Below are 20,877 nucleotides of genomic sequence, written 5' to 3' on the forward strand. Positions count from 1 at the left end.
AACGGTAGAACGTGTTGCCCACCTTGACGAGATGGCATGACGAAGGCTCAGGTGGCGCGCAAGCGGTGGATGGTAACCGCGGAGCTTCGTCGCCCCGCGTTAATCTGTGACCATAGCGGTGTGCGGTATCTGCAATAGGAACCGCGCTCAGCGATCTGCGGGTAGAGGGGGGCTGCGGATTGCCGAAGAATGGTCTGAGAATGCGGGCCCATCTCGACGATTTCGTCAAGATACATCACTGCGACGCGGTGGCTGACGCGCCCGGCCACCGCTATGTCGTGGCTCCAATTACCGATTTTTCGGTAGCCCATGAATGTTTGAACTCCCAGCCTGCGGGGGCCACAGCGTACATTCTTTCAGGGCGATACAGCGAAACTGCGTGCCATCGTTGAAATCCGGCAACCCTCGAATACCGAGATGCGACCAGCGCCACCCACGGCCAATCATTGATGGTTCGAACCGGCATAGTGGCGGAGGATCGCTGCTGTGTCAGGGTCGGATGTCTGGAATCCCAGTTCCGCCCGCAGTTCTACCGCACGCAAGTGTTCGAGCATAATCTTCTCAGCCTCAGCGACTTTGCCGGATTGCAACGCGCGAATGATCTGGACGTGCTCCTCAACAGCGCACTCGGGTGAGTGCAATCGGGCAAAGCGCGCGAGGATCAATGAGGAGCGGGATACGACTTCGCGCACGAACCGAGTCAGAGCCAATGATCCCGTCAATTCGGCAAGCAGGATATGGAACTCACCGGCCAGTCGGATCGAGCGTGGACCGTCGCTCTTTAGCGCTCCTTCTTCTTCTCTGACGTGGGCCTCTAGCCGAGTAACGTGGTTCTCATCGAAACGGGCCACAAGTCGACGGACAACTTCGGTTTCGAGCATGAACCGCAAGGAGAAAATATCCTTGGCCTCCTCGAGCGTCGGTTCTGCTACGCTGGCTCCCTTATTGGCCTTGAGATCGACAAGACCCTCGGCATTGAGACGGACAAGGGCCCCGCGTACGCTCGTCCTGCTAACCTTGAATTGATCGGCAATCGTATCCTCTGACAATTTCACGCCGGGTTTCAATGCCTGCTCAATTATAGCCTGGCGAAGCAGCCGATAGACATGATCGGTGCGGCTCGATGGTTCAGACAAGGCAGACCTCCTCAATCGTCAGCGACGACAAAACTCTGGTTCCAAGTATCTACTTACAGGGCGCCTTGTGTGTTCACAATTGATCCCGATTGTCCATCTATCCATGAGATTTTATGCATGCGAAAAGTGCATACAATACATTTGCGCAAATTTCTTATTCATCGTATACAACAATTGCACACAGTTATCCAGTTCCCCTTCGCCGGGGCGTGTGTGATCTGGGAGGAGCGTCTGATCAAATCAGACGACCAGAGAAATGGTAATTGCTGAGATCAATGGGAGAGGAAAATGAAACAAACAATTCTGCACCTGTGCACGGCTGCTGCGATCGGCCTTGCGGCAACAACGGCACACGCTGCTACAACGCTTGATACAGTCCGGGAACGCGGAAAGCTGATCTGCGGCGTGTCGACCAGCACCCCCGGGATTGCCTATCCTGACGACAAGGGACGCATGCACGGCTTCGACGTCGATATCTGTCGTGCCGTCGCGGCCGCAGTGTTTGGCGATGCGGAAAAGGTGGATTTCGTCGTCACCAACATCAACACACGATTCCAGGCGGTCCAATCCGGCGAAATCGACATCCTTTCTCGCCAGTCAACGCAGACATTCTCCCGCGAAACATCCCTCGGCATCGATTTCGGCCCGACCGTCCTTTACGACGGCCAGGGCCTGATGGTGCCTAAGAAGCTGGGTGTAACGAGCGCCAAGGACCTGACGGACGCGGCAATCTGTACATTGCCAGGAACCACGACCGCGCAGAATCTGACTGATTTTTTCCGCACGATTGGTGGCAAGTTCGAAATGGTGGTGTTTGAAAGCCCGGATGAAAACCGCGCAGCATTTTTCTCCGGTCGTTGCGAGGCACTTTCCTCCGACCGCTCGGATCTGGCTGCGATCCGCGCCGTTGCCAACAACCCGGATGACTACGTCATTCTGCCGGAAACGATTTCCAAGGAGCCGTTGGCACCAGCAGTGCGTCAGAACGATTCCAATTGGCGCGATATCGTTGCCTGGTCGTCCTGGATGCTGATGGCCGCCGAAGAAAAGGGCATTACGCAGGCCAATGTCGATGAAATGCTGAAAAGCGAAGATCCGGAAATCCAGCGCATGCTCGGCGTTAACGAGGATCTGGGCAAGATGCTGAACCTCGACACCAAATGGGGCTACAACATCATCAAGAGTGTCGGCAACTACGCTGAAGTGTTCGATCGCAGTCTTACCGGCATCGGCTTGACGCGTGGGCCAAACACGCTCTGGAACGCCGGTGGTCTGCTCTACGCTCCGCCGTTCCGTTAATGCCTAAAGGGGGCCTCATTCCTGTCGGGACGGAGGCCCCTTGCTGAGGCGACTGATTTCTGTGCGCGATTTCTGGCGCGCAGTGTCAAACCGAAACGCGCCCGAGCCAATGTCGCGAAAAGCGATTGAGGTCCCTGCGCCAGGTCCGTAGCGTGCAGTCATGTCTTTTTTCTATGACACGCGCATTCGTGCGCTCTTTTACCAGTCGGTTGCAATTGTCGCGGTGCTGTTGATTGCGTGGATAATGTTCGGTACGGCATCGGACAATCTGGCAAAACAGGGAATAGCGACCGGCTTCGACTTTCTATGGCGACAAGCCGGCTTCGTCATTTCCGAAACCTCGATTGCCTACGGCCCAACCGATACGGTTGGCAGGGCCATTCTTGTCGGCATTATCAATACCGTCAAAGTCTCGCTGCTAGCTGCGATTTTCGGAACGATACTGGGCTTGCTCGTCGGCATTGGCCGGCTATCGCACAATCCTGTTCTATCGCGTCTAATGCTGACCTATGTCGAGCTACTGCGCAACGTTCCGCTGCTGCTCTATCTATTTCTCTGGTACGCGCTGATCATTTCGGTATTTCCACCCGTCAAGCAGGCGATCGAGATTCTTCCCGGTTTCTTTCTGTCCAACAGCGGACTTGCGATGCCATCGATCGCGTTCGAATCCGGCTTCGAACCGCTTGCTGCAGCATTGGTAACAAGCATTGTTGCAGCGATTGCCACAAGAACGTTCCTGCTGCGCCGCCGCCGCGAGACGGGTCAGGAGCGTCCGATCCTTCTGCTGTCACTCGTTGCGTTCGCACTACCGCTGATCGCAGTCGCGCTGGTGTCGAACATCGCCATCGTCTGGGACACTCCAAGGGTCGGAAAGTTCCGGCTGGCGGGCGGTTATCAAATTCGGCCGGAGTTGGTCGCTCTTCTGTTCGGATTGGCACTCAGTGTATCGGCTTCCGTGGCCGAAACCGTTCGCGCCGGCATTCAGGCGGTTAGCAAAGGTCAATGGGAAGCAGCCACAGCCCTCGGGCTTCCCCGTTCCCGCACGATGCGGCTTGTCATACTGCCGCAGGCCTTGCGGCTGATCATTCCGCCGCTGACCAATACCTATCTCACCGTATTCAAGAACAGTTCGTTGGCGATCGCTGTCGGCTATCCCGATCTTGTGATGGTATCGAATACCGTCATGAACCAGACAGGACAGGCGATCGAGACCATTGCCATTTTCATGGGCGTCTATCTCTCCTTGTCGATCCTGATCGCTCTGCTGATGAACTGGTACAATGCGCGCGTCGCGCTAAAGGAGCGCTGATCCATGGCCGACATTGACGCTCTCGCGACAAGCTCACAGCTCAATCCTGCCGACGACCACTTTCCCCGCAAGCTTTCCGCCTATTTTGGTACGCCCGGCAACGCGCTCATCACGATTGCCAGTCTCGTTGCAATCGCCGCCCTGATCAAGCTCGCCTTCGCATGGCTGGTTCTGAATGCGGTGTTTGCCGGCACCCCCGCGGATTGCAAGCTTGCCAGCGGTGCATGCTGGCCCTTTCTGCAGGAAAAGCTGCGTTTCATCCTGTTCGGCTTCTACCCGTTCGACCAGCAGTGGCGGCCATTGATGGCCGTTCTGCTGTTTCTTGTCGCCTGCGGCATTTCGATGGTACCGCGTTTGTGGAGCCGCAGCCTTCTTGTGGCATGGATCCTCCTTGTATTGCCGGCACTTTACATTGTGATGGCCGGCGGTTTCTTCGGTCTGACACGGGTACCGACGGCGCAATGGGGCGGCTTGCCGCTCTCCTTCATGTTGTCATTCATCGGACTAGCAACCGGCTTGCCCCTTGGTATCGCCCTTGCACTCGCACGAGCCTCAAGTCTTCCGGTCATCCGAATTCTCGGCGTGAGCATCATTGAAATGGTGCGCGGCGTTCCGCTCATCAGCATACTGTTCATGGCGACCGTCATGCTGCCGTTGTTCATGCCGGATGGCTTGACCATCGATAAACTCCTTCGCGCGCAGCTAGCGATCAGCATTTTTGCCGCCGCCTATATCGCAGAAATTGTGCGGGGCGGCTTGCAGAGCGTGCCGAAAGGTCAAATCGAAGCCGGACAATCGCTCGGTCTGCACTACTGGCAGTCCATGCGTAAGATCGTACTGCCTCAGGCGTTGCGCAAAGTAATCCCGCCGTTGGTGGCCCTGTTCATCGGCTTCTTCCAGGATACCACGCTGGTGACGATCATCGGTCTCCTCGACTTTCTCGACACCATGCGCTCCGCCCTCCGCTCGCCGGAATGGCAAGGCATCGCCGTGGTTGAAGGCTACTTGTTTGCCGCAGCAGTCTATTTTCTTTTCAGCGCCTTTATGGGCATCTACAGCCGCTTTCTCGAACAGCACTTCAGGACGACCCATGAATAAGACCGTCACCGCTATCCGCAAGGCCCATACCGTTGTGGCATTCGATGCAGCCACGGCCACCCATGTCTATATGCATGACGCCGACGTCGCGTTTGATGAAACCGGCATTGTGCATGTGGGGGGCAACTATGATGGTCCCGCCGCGACCGAAATCAATGGTCGCGACCGCATGGTGATGCCGGGGCTGGTGAATGTGCATTGCCATTCGGGCGACGAACCCGTGGCCAAAGGCATCTTCGACGACCAGGGCACACAGGCGCTCTGGGGTAATGCTTTGTACGAGTATTCGGCGCTCCTGGATATCGATGATACTTCGCTTGAGGCAGCCCTGACGGTGATGGTCGGCGATCTGATGCGCAGTGGCGTGACCACACTTTTGGATATCGCCGCTCCACACGCCAAATGGCTGCCAACGCTGGCAAAGAGCGGCGCGCGCGCCTATGTCGCACCGGGGTTTCGCGAAGCCCAGTGGCACGTTGTCGACAGTCATCGCCTCGACTTCAACTGGGACAAGGCCAGGGGTCGCGATGCCTTTGCCCGTGCGCTTGAACTGGTCGATGAAGCGCGGGCGCACGCCTGCGGCCGGCTCGGCGGCATCGTTGCGCCATCACAAATCGAAACCTGCTCTCCAGAACTGCTGGTTGATGCAACACAGGAGGCGCATAAACGCGGCATTCCGATCACCATTCACGCCGCCCAGACAATGACCGAACATGAAGAACTGTTGCGTCGAACGGGTCTGACAGCGGTGCAGTATATGGAACGCCTGGGCATTCTGGGCCCGAACCTGATCATCGGACACTGCATCTTTATCGACAGCCATTCATGGACGCGGCAGCGTACCGAACTCGACCTCCAGCTGCTTGCCGAGCGCAAGTCGACCGTTGCCCATTGCCCGGTGACCTTTTCGCGCAGCGGCATGACTTTGGAGTCCGTTGGGCGTTATCGGCGCAATGGGGTCAATGTCGCGCTCGGCACCGACAGTTATCCCTTCAACATGCTCGAGGAAATGCGGCGAGCGCTGATCTGTTCGCGCATTGCCGGAAAATCGGTGTTTGACATAGACACCGCAGGCATCCTTGAGGTCGCAACTCTTGCCGGGGCTAAAGCCCTTGGAAGAGGGGATCTCGGCCGTATCGCCAAGGGAGCCAAGGCTGATTTCTCCCTCATTGACCTCAACCACCACGCCATGCAGCCGGTCTATGATCCGCTGCGCAACCTGATCCATTGTGCTGCCGAACGGGCGGTGGAAGCGGTCTATGTCGATGGCGCACGCGTTGTCGAGGGGGGTCGTCCGACGATGCTCGACTATGACGGGGCGGTTGCAGCCTTGAAGGACGCTCAGGCGTATTGCTGCCGAAAGGCCGAAGCCAACGACCCGCAGCGTCGCAAAATTGCCTCGCTCGCCCCAAAATCGCTGCCGCTATCAAGCGCAAGCCGTGCGATGTGACGTGCACCCCGATCTTGGGCTGGCAGCAGCTGGAATTTTCCAGGGGGTGGGCCTCAGGTCGGCAATGGGCATGAGCAGTTCATGAGAAAGATCGGGTCCTGGTTGCCAATGACGCTGCGCGGGGCATACGCAGCGTTTTGTCTACAATATTCGATAGTGATTGGCAAAAAGTGTCGTCGGCATTAGCAGCTCTTTTGCGAAGCTGTGTTCCAACCGTTCGGACGGTCACAATTCAGGCGGCTGGGGCGGAATGACGGGTGCGTCGAAGGTGCGTAGCACCTTGCCCCATCCGGGGTCATGCATATGGTCCTTTAGACCGGCACGCGCGACGAGCGCCAGCGCCTCCTCCTGGCCGAAGGAGATCGCTGCATCGGTGTCGGTCGTCAGTACCTTGCCCGCTTCCATGAGGATTTTGCCGTCGACGATGACGGTATCGACGTCGCTGCCGAGTGCCTGGTGGACCAGCCGATGCACGGGCATCCACATTGGCATGAGATGCGGTTTGCGCATATCGATGATGGCGATGTCCGCCTTCTTCCCGACTTCCAGGGAACCGATCTCATGCTCCATGCCGATGGCGCGGGCCGCATCGATGGTGATCATCTCGAAGATCTTGCCGGGCGGCAGAAGGTAGCGGTCGTGGTTGTGGAGCAGGTGCTGGGTGAACTGCGCGAGCCTTGCTGTCTGCAGCATGTCGAAGTGTCGGCTCGGCGCCGCGCCGTCGGTGGTGATCGCGACGCGAATACCCTTGGACATCATCTCCATGATCGGTGTAGAGCGGCCAGGTGGGGCGTGCGTGACGTGGGTGCCGGTCTCGGCGAGGATGTCTATCTCCTCATGCGAGATGCCCCAGCAGTGCTGGAGGTGGATATCCGGCCCCAAAAGCGCATTTTCCTTGTCCTGGAAGGCCATGCGAATCTGGCCGGCAAAGGCGTCGGAATGCAGTCGGACACCCCATTTGCGGGCTAGTTCCCGCACGCGGCGGGCCTGCACCCGATCGTTCTCAGTGAGTTTCACCGCCTGATCCGGGGTCGATGCGTTCGACGGCTCAACGGAGGGGACGATCGTGAAGGGTGTCACGAACACCTTGATACGGCCGCCAGCACTTCCGTCCAGGGTCTCAATGACCGCTTCCGTGCCCTCCATCATCTCTTCGAAAGCAATGTTGCGCCGCTGAGGCTTGCCACTCTCCCAGCGGGTCACAGGGTGCGGCCAGGGCAGGCCCGACGGGCCGACGCAGATGATTTCGCGCAGACCGATCTCACTATAGGCGCGGGCGTGATTGATGGCGAAGACGGGATCGTCGGCGCGCGGCATCGAGGTGATGATGCTGGCACCGGTCGTGACCCCGGCGCGAAGCCGCTCGATGCCGGAGACGAGGCCGTCGGCATACCAGTAGTCGCGCGTCACATAGTGGTAGTAGGTCGGGGTGACCACACGCATCCACATCGAATTGGTGTCTGCGGCGATGCTGCGGATCAGTGCATGACCGGCATGGCCGTGGGCATCTATCAAGCCGGGGATGATGAGCTTGCCGTGGCAATCGATGACCTGCTTGTCCGCGTGTCGCCCTACCAGATCTTCGGCTGTGCCGATGTCGACGATCCTGTCATTCGTGATGGCCAGCGCGCCGTCTTCGATAATGCGCCGTTCGCGATTTACGGTCACGATCGTGCCGTGAAGCAGCAGGAAGTTCCCCATCCGGTTTTCTCCTCATTTCGTAACCACCGCCATTGGCGATGTTCATGCCGATTTTTGCTTACGATAATTGTCAACAATATAATTGACAATAGAGGTCGACGAAACAATACTCCCTCTCGCCTGAGGGTTTCGCAGCCCCGGACCCAACAACGATCCACAAGGGGGGAAACATGTCCCGTGTAAAAAGCTTCATTCTTGCCGCGCTTGCCGCGGCTGCCATCGCTGTGCCCGCCAGTGCAGAGACACTTCGCTGGGGCGGTCGGGCCGACCTCTACTCGCTCGATCCCTATTCGGTGCCATCGACCTCGAACCTCGCGTTCCTCAACCATATCTATGAGGGCCTGGTGCGGTATGGGCCGGATTTCCAGATCGAACCGGCACTCGCCACCGAATGGAAGCTGGTTGACGGCAAGACCTGGCGCTTTACCCTGCGCAAGGGCGTGAAGTTCCACGACGGCGCCGATTTCACGGCCGACGACGTGGTCGCTTCCTTCACCCGCGTTTCTGATCAGACCTCGCCGTTGCGCGGCAACATCCCGCTCTTTGCCGGCGTCACCAAGGTCGACGACTACACCGTCGATCTCGCCGTCACCGCGCCCACCGCGCTGTTCCTCAACGACATCACCAACATCTTCATCTTCGATGCCGGCTGGCTGAAGGCCAACAACAGCGAAAAGCCGACGGACGTTGCCACGAAGACCGAAGGCTACACGACCATGCACACCAACGGCACGGGCCCGTTCAAGCTCGAAAGCCGTGTGCCGGACAGCAAAACGGTTCTCGTTGCCAATCAAGGCTGGTGGGATGAAAAGAAGCACAATCTCGACCGCATCGAATTCATGCCGATCACCTCGGCTGCAACGCGCGTCGCGGCCCTTCTCTCCGGCGAGATCGACCTGATCGATTCCGCGCCTATCCAGGACCTGCCGCGGCTTGAATCCTCGTCGGGCATCACTGTCAAGAAGCGTACCGAACTGCGCACTGTCTTCCTCAATTTCAACCGCAAGGAAAAGCTGGAAGACGGCCGCCCGAACCCCTTCAACGACATCCGCGTGCGTCAGGCCGTCGAAGCCACCGTCGACCGCGAGCTGATCAACAAGAAGGTCATGCGTGGGCTCGCCCGTCCGTCCGGCTCGCTGATCGCACCGGAAATCTCCGGCTACGACAAGTCGCTCGATACCTTCCAGCCGTCCGATCCGAAGCTTTCGAAGAAGCTGCTCGCTGAGGCCGGCCAGTCGGATCTCGCGTTCACCTATACCTGCATGAACGACGAGAGCATCAACGAAGAAGACATCTGCTCGGGCGTCGCCAACATGATGAAGCGTGGCGGCTTCAACCCGACGATCGATATCGCGCCACGCGCCGTGCAGACGCCCAAGCGTAGCGCCGGCAAGGCTGATATGTTCAACCTCAGCTGGGCAAACGAGCCGACGCTCGACGCATATTCGCTGCTGGCGCAGGTGCTGTCGACCAAACAGGGTGCGATGGGCGTCTCCAACTATGGCAACTGGTCCAACCCGGCGCTCGACAAGCTGGTAGCCGCGGCTGCGCAGGAGCCGGACAGCACCAAGCGTATCGCGCTCGAAGGTCAGGCGCTGAAGATCGCCAAGGATGAAGTCATGCTGATTCCGCTGCACCAGCAGCCGATCGCCTGGGCCATGCTCGGAACCGTCAAAAGCGTCGACTTCCGCGCTGACAACAAGCCGCGCCATTGGCTGACCCAGATGGGCAAGTAAGGCGATCGCCTGAATATTTGACAGGAAAAGAGCGTCTCATGACCGCATGAGGCGCTCTTTTTATATGGTTTCGAACGTATCAGCCGGACATGCCATGACATCCGATGTTCTCCATACACTCACTGTCGGCGAACGGCCGGCAGGCCGCACACTGCTGACGGCCGACTGGCTGCTGGCCTGGCGCGAGGGCGGCCACCGTCTCGTGCCACGCGGCGAGATTGTGATGGAAGACGGCGCGGTCATCTATGCCGGGCCGTGCTTTTTGGGGGAGGTTGCCCGCCGCATCGATTTCGGCACGGCTCTGATCAGCCCCGGCCTGATCGACCTCGATGCGCTCTCCGATCTCGACACCTATACGCTGGTTCTCGACAACCAGCCGGGATGGGCAAGGGGCCGCATCTGGCCGCGTTCCTATGTCGAGCGCGGGCCTTATGAAATGTACAGCCAAGAAGAACTGGCTTTTCAAAAGAAGTTCTCTTTCGGCCTCCAGCTTCTGAACGGCGTCACCACGGCTGCACCCGTCGCCTCGCTCTATTATCGCGAATGGGCCGAGACGGTCGCCGAGTTCGACGCGGCTGCTGATGCGGCGGGCGAGCTGGGTCTTCGGGTTTTCCTGAGCCCGGCCTATCGCTCCGGCGGCATGGTGCTGGAAGGGCCGGGGCGGATGGTGCCGGTCTTCGACGAGGAGAGGGGGCTCGCCGGCCTCAACGACGCGATATCCTTTATCGAGCGGCAGCAGGACCGCTACGGTGGCCTTGTCAACGGCATGCTCGCGCCGGATCGCGTCGAGACCTGCACGCTGGAGCTTCTGAAGCGGACCATGGCGGCGGCCGGCGATCTTAATTGCCGGGTGCGGCTGCATATGGCTCAGGGGCCAGCGGAACTCGAAACCATGCGGACCCTGCATGGTTCGACCGGGCCGGGCTGGATGGCAAGCCATGGCCTGCTCAGCGAGCGGCTGATAGCGCCCCACGGCACCCATGCAACAGACGAGGACCTTCGGCTCTACGCAATCAATGGCGTTTCCATTGCCCATTCACCGATGGTTTCAGCCCGCATGGGCAGCGTTCTGAATTCCTTCGCCGCCTGTCACAGGCTCGGCATCAATCTCGGCATGGCGACGGATACGGCGCCGCCCGACATGCTCATGAACTTGCTGATGGCGCTCGTCACCTGTCGCATCAGTGAAAAGAAATCCGATGCGGTGCTCTCCGCCGACCTGTTTAACGCGGCAACACTTGGCGGCGCCAAAGCACTCGGCCGAACCGATATCGGCAGGCTTTTCTCCGGCGCCCGTGCCGACATCGCTGTGTTCCGTCTCGACGATCTTTACATGGCACCCAGCGTCGATCCGATCACGACGCTGGTGCTCGGCGGTTCAGGCAAGGTCACACAGGCCGTCTTCGTCGACGGCCGGCTTTCCATGCTGGAAGGAAGGCTGGCGGGCTTCGACATGCGCGCGGCGCGCAAGCAGGCGCAAAGCCAGTTCGAGGGGCTTCTTGCGAAGTATCCTGAAAGAAGCTGGGAGCATCCCCCGGTGGAGGCACTGTTTTCGCCGGGCTATCCGTTGTGGACAGAAAAGTTCGACAAAGAATGTTGAGGAAATGACGTATTGGCCCCCGTAAATTGTCTACAATGAAGTTGACAAGATTCGAAACCCTGATTTAATGCCGGATGACGAGAACAAGGGAGGTTGTGTGTGAGGGGCGCTCGTCGTGCGGTGGCTGAGGCCGCTGCGGTTTGGACTGTGTGCCGGCCGGTTGTGCCCTGGCATGTGCCCCCAGAATAACATTCCCCAACTTTGAATGTCATTGATCGAACCGTCCGGGCAGAATCTGCCGGAGGCCGGAGCGACGTCGAGAGGTCATTATGCTGGTTTTCATCATCAAGCGCCTCGGAAATGCAATCCTGGTGATGCTTGCCGTCGCCCTGCTTGCCTTTCTGATCTTCCGGCTCGCGGGCGATCCCGTCGAGCTGATGGTGGGCGAGCAGACTTCGCAGGCGGACAAGGATGCATTGCGCGACCGCCTCGGTCTTAACGACGGTCTGGTGATACAATATGTCCGCTTTGTCACCGATGCGGCACAGGGAAATTTCGGCGTCTCCTATCGTAACGGCCAGAAGGTGCTGCCGCTGATTGCGGAGCGCTTTCCCGCCACTCTTGAGCTGGTTCTGGTGGCGACCATCATCTCGCTGGTGGTTGGTCTCCCACTCGGCGTGCTGACCGCGATCAGGCGCGGAAAATGGTACGCGGAGGGCCTGCAGTTCCTCTCCATTGTCGGGGTGTCGCTGCCGAGCTTCGTCGTCGGCATCCTGTTGATCCTCGTCTTCTCGGTGATCATGGGTTGGGCCCCCGCCTTCGGTCGCGGCGACGTGGTGCAGCTCGGCTGGTGGTCGACCGGACTGCTCACCCCCTCCGGCCGCGCAGCGCTGATCTTGCCCTCGATTGCACTGTCGCTTTACCAGATCACCCTTGTGATGCGCCTTGTGCGGGCGGAGATGCTGGAAGTGCTGCGCTCCGATTTCGTGAAATTCGCCCGTGCCCGCGGCATTCCGCGCTGGCGCATCTATTTCCGTCATGCCTTGCGCAACTGTCTTATGCCCGTAGTGACCATGACGGCGATGAATGTCGGCTCGCTGATCGCCTTTGCGCTGATCACCGAGACCGTATTCCAGTGGCCGGGCATGGGCATGCTGTTCATCCAGGCCGTGACCTTCCTCGATATCCCGGTCATGGCCGCCTATCTCTGCATCATTTCCTTCATCTTTGTTGTCCTCAACACGATGGTTGACATCACCTATGCGGTAATCGATCCGCGCTTGCGCACCGCACGCTAAGAAACGGGAGCCGGTTCGATGACCACGGAACTTTTGCAAACGACCAAGGCCACCCGCCCTTCGCTCATGAAGCGCATCCGCAACAGCGATGTCTGGTGGTCCTTCACCCAGAGCAGGTCGGCAAAGATCAGCGCCCTGCTTCTGGCGATCCTGATCCTGACGGCGGTCTTTGCGCCGTTGATCGCGCCGCAGAATCCCTATGACGGGGCCTCGCTCGATATGTGGAAGGCCGAGTTGCCGCCGATCTGGCAGGAGGGTGGCGAAATGCCGTATCTCCTCGGCACGGATACGCAAGGCCGCGACATGCTCTCGGCGATCCTCTACGGTACGCGCATCTCCATCGTCATCGGCATGGCCTCGGTCGCGCTGTCGCTGGTAATCGGCATGACTGCCGGTCTGGTCGCCGGTTATTTCGGCGGTTTCATCGACAATCTGCTCATGCGTATCGGCGACATCACGCTGTCGATCCCGACCATCCTTGTCGCCATCCTTGTATCGACTGTCGTGCGCCAGATGCTCCCGGAATACCTGCGCGATGCCGGGGCGTCTGCGGTGCTGGTTCTTGCCATCGCGTTGTCTGCCTGGGTGCAATATGCGCGAACGGTACGCGCCCAGGCGATCGTCGAAAGCGGCAAGGACTATGTGTCGGCGGCAAAGCTTATCGGCGTGCCGGCGCGGCGCATCATGGCCCATCACATCCTGCCCAATACGCTGACGCCGATCATGGTCGCCGCCACGCTTAATTTCGGCATGGCGATCCTGACGGAGGCGACGCTGTCGTTCCTCGGCATCGGCATGCCGCCGAGCCAGCCTTCGCTCGGAACGCTGATCCGCATCGGCAACCAGTTCCTGTTTTCCGGTTCATGGTGGATCGTCCTGTTCCCCGTCGTTCAACTCTGCCTGCTGGTCGTCACCGTCAACATGCTCGGCGACTGGCTGCGCGATGCGCTCAATCCGAAACTGAGGTAAGTTCCATGCACGATCTCTTGCTCCGCAATGTCCGGCCGATGGCCGGTGAAAGCTGCGACATCCTTATCAAGGACGGGAAGATTGCCGGCTTCGGGACATTCGCGGCTGCGCCCGGCATGGCCGTCGACGATGGCGAGGGCGCCATCGTCGTGCCCGGCCTGATCGACGCCCACACCCATCTCGACAAGACGACCTGGGGTATGCCCTGGCACGTCAACAACCGCGCGGCGATCCTGCGCGAGCGGATCGATTTCGAGCGCGAAAACCGGCTCGAGATCGGCATCGACCCGCATCGCCAGTCCATGCGCCATGCGATCGGGCTCGTCGCCAATGGTGGCACCCATATCCGCAGCCATGTCGATATCGATCCGACCCATGGCCTCTCGCTGGTCGAGGGCATCTGGGAGACACGCGAAAAGCTGAAGGGTATCATCGACATCGAGATCGTCGCCTTCCCGCAATCCGGCGTCATGGTCATGCCCGGCACGTTGGAGCTTCTGGACGAAGCGCTGCGCCAGGGCTGCGAAGTTCTGGGCGGCATCGATCCCTGCGGCATCGACCGCGATCCCAAGGGCCAGCTCGACATCCTCTTTGCGCTGGCGGTCAAGCACGGCGTTCCGATCGATATTCATCTTCATGAGGCCGCCGATCTCGGCGCCTTCACTATGGAACTGATTTTCGAGCGCATCCGCGCCAACGGTATGGAAGGCAAGGTAGCGATCAGCCACGCTTTCGCGCTCGGCATGAACGACTATCTGAGGGTCGGCAAGCTGATCGAGCAGATATCCCGCCTCGATGTCGCGATCCTGACGACCGGCGCACCTTCTGCCCACGTGCCTTCGATCATGCGGCTGAAGGAAGCCGGCGTTCGCGTCGGCGGCGGCTGCGACGGCATCCGCGATACCTGGGGCCCGTGGGGCCAGCCGGACATGCTGGATCGCGCCAAGATCATCGGCATGAAGAACGGGCTGCGCTCGGATATCGAGCTTGCCCATGTGCTTCACGTCGTTTCGCAGGGTGGCGCCGATGTCATGCAGCTTGAAAACTACGGCCTGGATGTCGGTTGCAATGCCGATTTCACGCTGCTGACCGGCGAGACGCTCGCCCATGCCGTCGTCGACATCGTGCCGCGGCCACTGGTCGTCAAGGGCGGCCGTGTCACCGCCCGCCAGGGCAAGGCCGTGGTGGAGATGCCGTGATGAGCGAAGCTTTGGCATCCCTGGCGCTCGGCCGCCGTCCCGAAGGCCGCACGCTCGTCACCGCAAGCTGGGTGCTCGGCCACAAGGATGGCAGCCATCGCCTTCTACACAACGGCGAGGTGGTCTTCGAAAACGGCGAGATCTTATTCGTCGGTCACCGTTTTGCAGGCGAGGTGGCCCGTCGCATCGATTTCGGCAATGCCCTGATCAGTCCCGGCCTGATCGATCTTGACGCGCTGTCCGATCTCGACACCACCATTCTCGGCATCGACCATCATCCCGGCTGGGCCAAGGGCCGTGTCTGGCCGCGCTCCTATGTCGAGGCCGGTCCCTATGAGATGTATAGTGAGGCCGAACTGGCCTTCCAGAAGCGTTTCGCCTTCGGCCAGCTTCTCCTGAACGGCATTACGACCGCAGCTCCCATCGCTTCGCTGTTCTACCGAAAATGGGGAGAGACCGTGGCCGAATTCGACGCGGCGGCCGATGCTGCCGGGGAACTCGGCTTGCGCGTCTACCTCAGTCCCGCCTATCGCTCCGGCGGCATGGTGCTGGAAGAACCCGGCCGTATCGTACCGGTCTTCGATGAGGAGCGCGGCTTCCAGGGGCTGAACGACGCCATCGCCTATATCGAGCGGCAAAACGGCCGCCACGGCGATCTCGTGCGCGGCATGCTGGCGCCCGATCGGGTCGAGACATCGACGCTGGCGCTGATCCAGCGCACGGACGCCGCCGCCCGCGATCTTAATTGCAAGTTCCGTCTGCATATGGCGCAAGGCGCCATGGAGGTCGATACGGTTCGCGCCCTCTATGGCTCAACCGCACCGGTCTGGCTGGCAAAGGCGGGTCTTCTCAGCGACCGGCTGATAGCGCCGCACGCCACCAACGCGACTGAGGAAGACTTGGCCCTCTATGCGGCAAACGGCGTTTCCATCGTGCATTGTCCGCTGGTCTCAGGCCGAGGCGGCAGCATCCTCAATTCCTTCTCCGCCTGCCGCAAACGCGGCATCAACATCGCCATGGGCACGGACACGTCGCCGGCCGACATGCTGATGAACCTGCTTGCCGGGCTGATCACCGGCCGCATCGCCGACCGCGCGCCCGACCAGTTGCGCTCGGCCGATCTCTTCGATGCTGCTACGCTCGGCGGTGCCCGCGCACTCGGTCGCCCCGATCTCGGGCATCTGTCGCCCGGTGCCCGTGCCGACATCGCCGTCTTCGATCTCGACGATACGATCATGGCACCGTCCATCGATCCGATCACGACGCTGGTCACCGGCGGTTCCGGCAAGGTTACCCGCGCCGTCTTCGTCGATGGCCGCGTCTCCATGCTGTCGCGCAAGGTGGCGGGCATCGACATGGAGAAGGCGCGTGTCGAAGCGCAGGCCCAGTATGACGGGCTGATTGCCAAATACCCCGAGCGAAGCTGGGCCAATCCCCCGGTTTCGGAGATCTTCCCGCCGAGCTATCCGATTGAGGTGGACGCACATGGGTGAAGCACAACAGGCGGTCATCGACGTCCGCAATCTCAAGGTCGAGTTTCCGGGTCGCCGCGGCACGGTGACCGCGCTGTCGGATATCAGCCTTTCGATCCGCGCCGGCGAAATTCTCGGCGTCGTGGGTGAATCTGGAGCTGGCAAGTCGATGACGGGGCTGGCTATCCAGGGCCTGCTCGAACGGCCCGGCCACATCGCCGATGGCGAAATCTGGCTTGGCAACCGTCGCATCGATACGCTCGGCGACAGGGCGATGGAGCAGATCCGTGGCCGGGAGATCGGGGCGATCTTCCAGGACCCGCTGACCTCGCTCAACCCGCTGTTCACGGTCGGCGCGCAACTCACCGAAACGATCCGCCAGCATCTGCCGCTCGGCAAGGCTGAGGCGCGGGCGCGTGCCGTGCAGTTGCTGCGCGATGTTGGCATTCCCTCGCCGGAAGAGCGGGTCAATCATTATCCGCACCAGTTTTCGGGCGGCATGCGTCAGCGCGTGGTGATCGCGCTTGCGCTTTCGGCTTCTCCGAAGCTGATCATCGCCGACGAGCCGACCACCGCGCTCGACGTGTCGATCCAGGCACAGATCATTTCTCTGCTGCGCCGGCTCTGCAAGGAGAAAGAGACGGCCGTCATGCTGGTGACCCATGACATGGGCGTCATTGCAGAAGCTGCCGACCGCGTCGCCGTGCTCTATGCGGGCCGCCTTATCGAGATCGGCCCGGTCGAGCAGGTGCTGCATTCGCCACGCCATCCCTATACGCAGGGGCTGATGGCCTCGATCCCATCGCTCGGGGCCCGGGTCGAAAGGCTCAACCAGATCGACGGTTCGATGCCGCGCCTCGACGCCATCCCGACCGGCTGCGCCTTCAATCCGCGCTGCCGCTCCGCCGGCCCGCGCTGTCTCAACGAACGGCCCGAACTGATAGCCGTCGGCGAGGGCGCCAATGCCTGCTGGCTTAACGCGGGAGGAACAGCATGACCACTCAGAAAACGCCGGCCCTGACCGTCAACGGCCTGGTCAAGACCTTCGACGTCTCGGCGCCCTGGCTCAATCGCGTCATCGAGCGCAAGCCCCGCCAGTTCGTTCAGGCGGTCAACGACATCGACTTCACCGTGCCAGCCGGAGGTTGCCTTAGTATCGTCGGCGAGAGTGGCTGCGGTAAATCTACGGTCGCGCGTCTGGTCACGGGGCTGCACAGGCCGAGTGGCGGCGAAGTCCGCTTCGCGCCGGGCCGCTCCGGCGCGCCGCTTTCGGCCCAGATGATCTTCCAGGATCCCTACGCCTCGCTCAATCCGCGCTGGCGGGTGAAGAACATCATCGCCGAACCCTTGCGCGAACTAAAGCTGCGCGAGACACCGGCCGAGGTCATCGAGCGGGTCGAGGAGCTTTTGCTAATCGTCGGACTTTCCGCCTCGGACGGCGAGAAATTCCCGCACGAGTTTTCCGGCGGGCAGCGTCAGCGCATTTCGATCGCCCGGGCGCTGGCGAGCGAGCCGGAGTTTCTCGTTTGCGACGAGCCGACTTCGGCGCTAGACGTCTCGGTGCAGGCGCAGGTTCTGAACCTCATGCGCCGGCTGCAGGATGAGCTGGGTCTCACATATCTCTTCATCAGCCACGATATGAGCGTGGTGCGCCACATGTCGGATCGCATTGCCGTCATGTATCTCGGTCGCATTGTGGAGGAGGGGGATACCGAGGAGCTCTTCGCCCGCCCGCGCCATCCTTATACGCAACTTCTGCTCCAGACCATTCCCAATATCGCGGAACCGCGTCGCGACCGGGAATTGGCGAGTGGCGAGGTGCCTAGCCCGCTTAAACCGCCGTCCGGCTGCACCTTCCATCCGCGCTGCCCGATTGCTACGGCGCGGTGTTCGGCGGAGATACCGGCGGTTCGCATGCTTTCAAAGGGCACACGCGTCGCCTGCCATCTGGCGACCGACGACGCCGCAAGTGCCTGAGGCAATGCCTCAGGCAAGCGCTGCGCGCAGGTCGTGGGAAAAGTCGCGGATCTCGCTGAGGTCGAGTTCGGATTCCACATGTTCGAGGTGATGGGCCATCAGACGGGTGGCCTTTTCGGCCTCGCTGTTGTTGATCGCCTCAACGATCTCGGCATGCTCGTCCGGCCCGCAATTGAAACGGTTGTTGTTGCGGTAGACGGCCGTGATGAGGGACGATCGGGAGATCAGGTCCCGCATGGTCGTAAACAGGAAATCGGAGCCTGCGGTTTCGGCAAGCAGCAGGTGGAAGCCGCCGGAAAGCTTGATGATGTCGGTCGTGACATCATGGGCGTTGGCAATCCGCTCCTTGGCGACATGGTCGCGCAGGCGCTTGAGATCGGCTTTCGAGACCGATTTGCACAGACGCTCGACGACGCGGCGCTCCACCGTTCGGCGTACGAAGAAGACATCACGGGCTTCCTCGACCGAAGGCTTGGAGACGAAGGCACCCCGATTGGGGATGATGGTGACGAGACCGTCGCGTTCAAGAGCGGCCAGTGCCTGCCGGATGCGGGCGCGGCTGACGTTGAAAATCGCGGCCATCTGCTCCTCCTTCAGCTGAACGCCGGGACGGAGCCTGCGCTCGGCGATAGACAGCCAGACTTTCTCGACAATCTGTTGTGTAGAAGGACCGGTTTGCTCAGTCATAAATTGCACTCCCCATTGGGGTTAGACAAGCGGGAAACAGCGGAAAATGTCAACTGTAACAGTAGAATTCTGATTGCAAAATTGTCAACAATATGAAATAATATTGTATATTATTAACTCAGGATCGAGCCATGGAATTTGACTTTACCGAGCTTGAGCCGCTCAGCCGCTACCGTCTGTTGACGAATTTCATCGGGCCGCGGCCAATCGCGCTCGTGACGACGCGTTCCGAGGCCGGCCACAGCAACGCGGCGCCGATGAGCTTCTTCAACGTGTTCTCCCACGATCCGGCGATCGTTGTGCTCGGCATCCAGCCTCGACTGAATGGTGAGGAAAAGGATACGATGATGAATATCCGCCGCACGCAGGAGTTTGCCATCAATATGGTGGACATGGCACTTTCACAGCAGATGCTTGTCTGCGGTCTCGGCTTCGACAACGAGGTCGACGAGCTTTCCATTGCTGGCCTCACGGCAACCACCTGCAGTCAGATCGATGCGAGCTATGCGGCCGAATCGCCCTGCGTCTTCGAGTGCCGTGTCGAACGCCTCATCGATTATCCGCGCCGCACCCTGGTTCTCGGCGAGGTCGTGCACATGCACGTCCGGCGTGAATGCCTGGATGCTGAGGGGCATTATGTCGATCCGGAAAATTACCAGCCGATCGCCCGGCTGCACGCCGACAACTACATCACCTCGGACCGCCAGTTCGTCCTGAAGGCTCCGCCAATTGCCGATTTCATCAAGCCGCAGCGCGACTGAAGGCTTTGAAAGGTTCGATACCATGCACATCCGTCTGATCAATCCGAATTCCACGGCGTCCATGACTGTGCAGGCGCTGAATAGCGCCTTGCGCGTCAAGCAGAAGGACACGGATGTCTCGGCCGTCAATCCGCTCGACACGCCCGTCAGTATCGAAGGCGGCGCCGATGAAGCCGTTGCGGTTCCGGGCATGCTCGATGAAATCCGCAAGGGCGAGCGGCTGGGCGTCGATGCTTATGTGGTGGCTTGCTTCGACGACCCCGGTCTACATGCCGCGCGCGAAGTGGCGCGGGGACCGGTGATCGGAATCTGCCAGGCGGCCGTACAGGTCGCCATGACCATCAGCCGCCGCTTCTCGATCATCACCACGCTGCCGCGCTCGATCGCGATCATCGAGGATCTGGTGAGCGACTACGGTGCGGAGCGCCATTGCCGCAATGTCCGCGCCATTAATCTTCCCGTTCTAGGACTGGAGGAAGACCCGGCCGGGGCAGAATCGCTGCTGATCCGCGAGATTGAGGCAGCGAAGACAGAAGACCGGGCCGAAGCGATTATCCTCGGTTGCGCCGGGATGTCCGCTCTTTGCGATCGGCTGCGTGAGGCAACGGGCGTTCCCGTCATCGACGGAGTGACGGCGGCGATAAAGATGGCGGAGGCGATGGTTGGCGCAGGCTACATGACTTCGAAAGTCAACTCATATGACTATCCGCGCTTGAAGGAAACGAAGATTTCGGCCTGCGCCTGACCGGTCATGTGACCGATAACTATCAGAAAACATTGTATAAGATACATTCAGCTCGTTTGTGTGTGTATTGCCATGTGCACGTTTTGGGCATCGTCCCCCAAGAGACGAGTTCTCTGCGGACTTTAGCTAAGGAGGCCCTTGTCCATCGGGACTAGCAATGCAACACGGTCCTGAATCGGGCGGGATCGTTCGATTCACAAAACTCATTGGACGGGCGCACTTCCCCGCGCGAAACTTCAACGATGAGCAATGGTAACCTCCTTTATCGCATCGACCCCGCGCGGAACATGCGCCGGTTTTATCATCTGACCATAGAAACCGATCTGCTCGGCGACACGGTTCTGATCCGGCGCTGGGGACGGATCGGAACGGATGGCAAGCGCCGTGTCGATCTTTGTTTCGATAGCTCGAAGGCGAACATGCGTGTGGCGGAACCGGTTCGCCTCAAGCAGCGCCGCAGCCATCCGCGAGAGAGAATGGGCATTTCGCTTAACTAAAAT

The 20,877-nt window shown here is 60.2% G+C and carries 19 protein-coding genes; 15 read left to right on the forward strand and 4 right to left on the reverse strand.

Features of this window, described 5'->3' with window-relative positions; genetic code table 11:
• Positions 1–47 precede the first annotated feature (47 nt).
• The gene (locus AC1D2R_RS17745; RefSeq protein WP_477968883.1) at positions 48–311 is read right to left on the reverse strand and encodes a hypothetical protein; all 264 of its coding nucleotides are present in this window, start codon (positions 309–311) and stop codon (positions 48–50) included.
• A gap of 132 nt (positions 312–443) precedes the next feature.
• Positions 444–1,136: a GntR family transcriptional regulator gene (locus tag AC1D2R_RS17750; protein WP_477968885.1), complete on the reverse strand. Its 693-nt coding sequence runs from the start codon at positions 1,134–1,136 to the stop codon at positions 444–446.
• 288 nt (positions 1,137–1,424) lie between these two features.
• On the opposite strand from AC1D2R_RS17750, the gene AC1D2R_RS17755 reads away from it, so the two are divergent.
• The 4 genes from AC1D2R_RS17755 to AC1D2R_RS17770 all read left to right on the forward strand — a co-directional run bounded on the left by AC1D2R_RS17755 (position 1,425) and on the right by AC1D2R_RS17770 (position 6,292).
• Positions 1,425–2,435 (forward strand): amino acid ABC transporter substrate-binding protein, encoded by a 1,011-nt coding sequence (locus AC1D2R_RS17755; RefSeq protein ID WP_477968887.1) that lies wholly within the window; start codon positions 1,425–1,427, stop codon positions 2,433–2,435.
• Between the two features lie 160 nt (positions 2,436–2,595).
• Positions 2,596–3,744, forward strand: coding sequence for an amino acid ABC transporter permease (locus tag AC1D2R_RS17760; protein WP_477968889.1), 1,149 nt, complete (start codon positions 2,596–2,598; stop codon positions 3,742–3,744).
• 3 nt (positions 3,745–3,747) lie between these two features.
• The gene (locus AC1D2R_RS17765; protein ID WP_477968891.1) at positions 3,748–4,842 is read left to right on the forward strand and encodes an amino acid ABC transporter permease; all 1,095 of its coding nucleotides are present in this window, start codon (positions 3,748–3,750) and stop codon (positions 4,840–4,842) included.
• The gene (locus AC1D2R_RS17770; protein ID WP_477968893.1) at positions 4,835–6,292 is read left to right on the forward strand and encodes an amidohydrolase family protein; all 1,458 of its coding nucleotides are present in this window, start codon (positions 4,835–4,837) and stop codon (positions 6,290–6,292) included. The genes AC1D2R_RS17765 and AC1D2R_RS17770 overlap by 8 nt, the downstream gene beginning before the upstream one ends.
• 225 nt (positions 6,293–6,517) lie before the next feature.
• Here the strand turns inward: AC1D2R_RS17770 and AC1D2R_RS17775 are convergent, their stop codons facing one another.
• Positions 6,518–7,993, reverse strand: coding sequence for an amidohydrolase family protein (locus tag AC1D2R_RS17775; protein WP_477968895.1), 1,476 nt, complete (start codon positions 7,991–7,993; stop codon positions 6,518–6,520).
• Between the two features lie 170 nt (positions 7,994–8,163).
• Here AC1D2R_RS17775 and AC1D2R_RS17780 point away from each other — a divergent pair, with 170 nt between their 5' ends.
• From AC1D2R_RS17780 to AC1D2R_RS17815, 8 genes are all read left to right on the forward strand, one after another.
• A complete protein-coding gene (locus AC1D2R_RS17780) occupies positions 8,164–9,729 on the forward strand; it encodes an ABC transporter substrate-binding protein (protein WP_477968897.1) in 1,566 nt (521 codons plus the stop codon).
• Between the two features lie 94 nt (positions 9,730–9,823).
• Positions 9,824–11,329 (forward strand): amidohydrolase family protein, encoded by a 1,506-nt coding sequence (locus tag AC1D2R_RS17785; RefSeq protein WP_477968899.1) that lies wholly within the window; start codon positions 9,824–9,826, stop codon positions 11,327–11,329.
• Positions 11,330–11,598: 269 nt separating this feature from the next.
• Positions 11,599–12,567 carry an ABC transporter permease gene (locus AC1D2R_RS17790; RefSeq protein WP_477968901.1) on the forward strand — a complete coding sequence of 323 codons (969 nt, stop codon included), beginning with the start codon at positions 11,599–11,601 and terminating at the stop codon, positions 12,565–12,567.
• A gap of 18 nt (positions 12,568–12,585) precedes the next feature.
• The gene (locus tag AC1D2R_RS17795) at positions 12,586–13,536 is read left to right on the forward strand and encodes an ABC transporter permease (RefSeq protein WP_477968903.1); all 951 of its coding nucleotides are present in this window, start codon (positions 12,586–12,588) and stop codon (positions 13,534–13,536) included.
• Positions 13,537–13,541: 5 nt separating this feature from the next.
• On the forward strand, positions 13,542–14,735 hold the full coding sequence (locus tag AC1D2R_RS17800; protein WP_477968905.1) for an amidohydrolase family protein: 1,194 nt from the start codon (positions 13,542–13,544) through the stop codon (positions 14,733–14,735).
• On the forward strand, positions 14,735–16,228 hold the full coding sequence (locus AC1D2R_RS17805) for an amidohydrolase family protein (protein ID WP_477968907.1): 1,494 nt from the start codon (positions 14,735–14,737) through the stop codon (positions 16,226–16,228). The genes AC1D2R_RS17800 and AC1D2R_RS17805 overlap by 1 nt, the downstream gene beginning before the upstream one ends.
• A complete protein-coding gene (locus AC1D2R_RS17810) occupies positions 16,221–17,204 on the forward strand; it encodes an ABC transporter ATP-binding protein (protein ID WP_477968909.1) in 984 nt (327 codons plus the stop codon). Before AC1D2R_RS17805 ends, AC1D2R_RS17810 begins: the two co-directional genes overlap by 8 nt.
• Positions 17,201–18,184 (forward strand): ABC transporter ATP-binding protein, encoded by a 984-nt coding sequence (locus AC1D2R_RS17815; protein WP_477968911.1) that lies wholly within the window; start codon positions 17,201–17,203, stop codon positions 18,182–18,184. Before AC1D2R_RS17810 ends, AC1D2R_RS17815 begins: the two co-directional genes overlap by 4 nt.
• Before the next feature lie 9 nt (positions 18,185–18,193).
• Here AC1D2R_RS17815 and AC1D2R_RS17820 read toward each other — a convergent pair whose 3' ends face one another.
• Complete coding sequence (locus AC1D2R_RS17820) at positions 18,194–18,871, reverse strand: GntR family transcriptional regulator (RefSeq protein ID WP_477968913.1); 678 nt, start codon at positions 18,869–18,871, stop codon at positions 18,194–18,196.
• Between the two features lie 131 nt (positions 18,872–19,002).
• Between AC1D2R_RS17820 and AC1D2R_RS17825 the strand changes: the two genes are divergently transcribed.
• The 3 genes from AC1D2R_RS17825 (at position 19,003) to AC1D2R_RS17835 (ending at position 20,874) form a co-directional block, all read left to right on the forward strand.
• Positions 19,003–19,632, forward strand: coding sequence for a flavin reductase family protein (locus tag AC1D2R_RS17825; RefSeq protein ID WP_477968915.1), 630 nt, complete (start codon positions 19,003–19,005; stop codon positions 19,630–19,632).
• Positions 19,633–19,654: 22 nt separating this feature from the next.
• Positions 19,655–20,377: an aspartate/glutamate racemase family protein gene (locus AC1D2R_RS17830; RefSeq protein ID WP_477968917.1), complete on the forward strand. Its 723-nt coding sequence runs from the start codon at positions 19,655–19,657 to the stop codon at positions 20,375–20,377.
• A gap of 242 nt (positions 20,378–20,619) precedes the next feature.
• Positions 20,620–20,874: a WGR domain-containing protein gene (locus AC1D2R_RS17835; RefSeq protein WP_477968919.1), complete on the forward strand. Its 255-nt coding sequence runs from the start codon at positions 20,620–20,622 to the stop codon at positions 20,872–20,874.
• The last annotated feature ends 3 nt before the right edge of the window (positions 20,875–20,877 follow it).

Source organism: Rhizobium sp. P1_C7 (assembly GCF_056406295.1).

What these genes read in the sequence shown, in the direction of transcription:
- AC1D2R_RS17805 (WP_477968907.1), top strand. Translation starts at nt 14,735, where the DNA reads ATGAGCGAAGCTTTGGCATCCCTGGCGCTCGGCCGCCGTCCCGAAGGC.
- AC1D2R_RS17770 (WP_477968893.1), top strand. Translation starts at nt 4,835, where the DNA reads ATGAATAAGACCGTCACCGCTATCCGCAAGGCCCATACCGTTGTGGCA.
- AC1D2R_RS17810 (WP_477968909.1), top strand. Translation starts at nt 16,221, where the DNA reads ATGGGTGAAGCACAACAGGCGGTCATCGACGTCCGCAATCTCAAGGTC.
- AC1D2R_RS17790 (WP_477968901.1), top strand. Translation starts at nt 11,599, where the DNA reads ATGCTGGTTTTCATCATCAAGCGCCTCGGAAATGCAATCCTGGTGATG.
- AC1D2R_RS17795 (WP_477968903.1), top strand. Translation starts at nt 12,586, where the DNA reads ATGACCACGGAACTTTTGCAAACGACCAAGGCCACCCGCCCTTCGCTC.
- AC1D2R_RS17755 (WP_477968887.1), top strand. Translation starts at nt 1,425, where the DNA reads ATGAAACAAACAATTCTGCACCTGTGCACGGCTGCTGCGATCGGCCTT.
- AC1D2R_RS17780 (WP_477968897.1), top strand. Translation starts at nt 8,164, where the DNA reads ATGTCCCGTGTAAAAAGCTTCATTCTTGCCGCGCTTGCCGCGGCTGCC.
- AC1D2R_RS17825 (WP_477968915.1), top strand. Translation starts at nt 19,003, where the DNA reads ATGGAATTTGACTTTACCGAGCTTGAGCCGCTCAGCCGCTACCGTCTG.
- AC1D2R_RS17765 (WP_477968891.1), top strand. Translation starts at nt 3,748, where the DNA reads ATGGCCGACATTGACGCTCTCGCGACAAGCTCACAGCTCAATCCTGCC.
- AC1D2R_RS17800 (WP_477968905.1), top strand. Translation starts at nt 13,542, where the DNA reads ATGCACGATCTCTTGCTCCGCAATGTCCGGCCGATGGCCGGTGAAAGC.
- AC1D2R_RS17820 (WP_477968913.1), bottom strand. Translation starts at nt 18,871, where the DNA reads ATGACTGAGCAAACCGGTCCTTCTACACAACAGATTGTCGAGAAAGTC.
- AC1D2R_RS17775 (WP_477968895.1), bottom strand. Translation starts at nt 7,993, where the DNA reads ATGGGGAACTTCCTGCTGCTTCACGGCACGATCGTGACCGTAAATCGC.
- AC1D2R_RS17760 (WP_477968889.1), top strand. Translation starts at nt 2,596, where the DNA reads ATGTCTTTTTTCTATGACACGCGCATTCGTGCGCTCTTTTACCAGTCG.
- AC1D2R_RS17815 (WP_477968911.1), top strand. Translation starts at nt 17,201, where the DNA reads ATGACCACTCAGAAAACGCCGGCCCTGACCGTCAACGGCCTGGTCAAG.
- AC1D2R_RS17830 (WP_477968917.1), top strand. Translation starts at nt 19,655, where the DNA reads ATGCACATCCGTCTGATCAATCCGAATTCCACGGCGTCCATGACTGTG.
- AC1D2R_RS17835 (WP_477968919.1), top strand. Translation starts at nt 20,620, where the DNA reads ATGAGCAATGGTAACCTCCTTTATCGCATCGACCCCGCGCGGAACATG.
- AC1D2R_RS17745 (WP_477968883.1), bottom strand. Translation starts at nt 311, where the DNA reads ATGGGCTACCGAAAAATCGGTAATTGGAGCCACGACATAGCGGTGGCC.
- AC1D2R_RS17785 (WP_477968899.1), top strand. Translation starts at nt 9,824, where the DNA reads ATGACATCCGATGTTCTCCATACACTCACTGTCGGCGAACGGCCGGCA.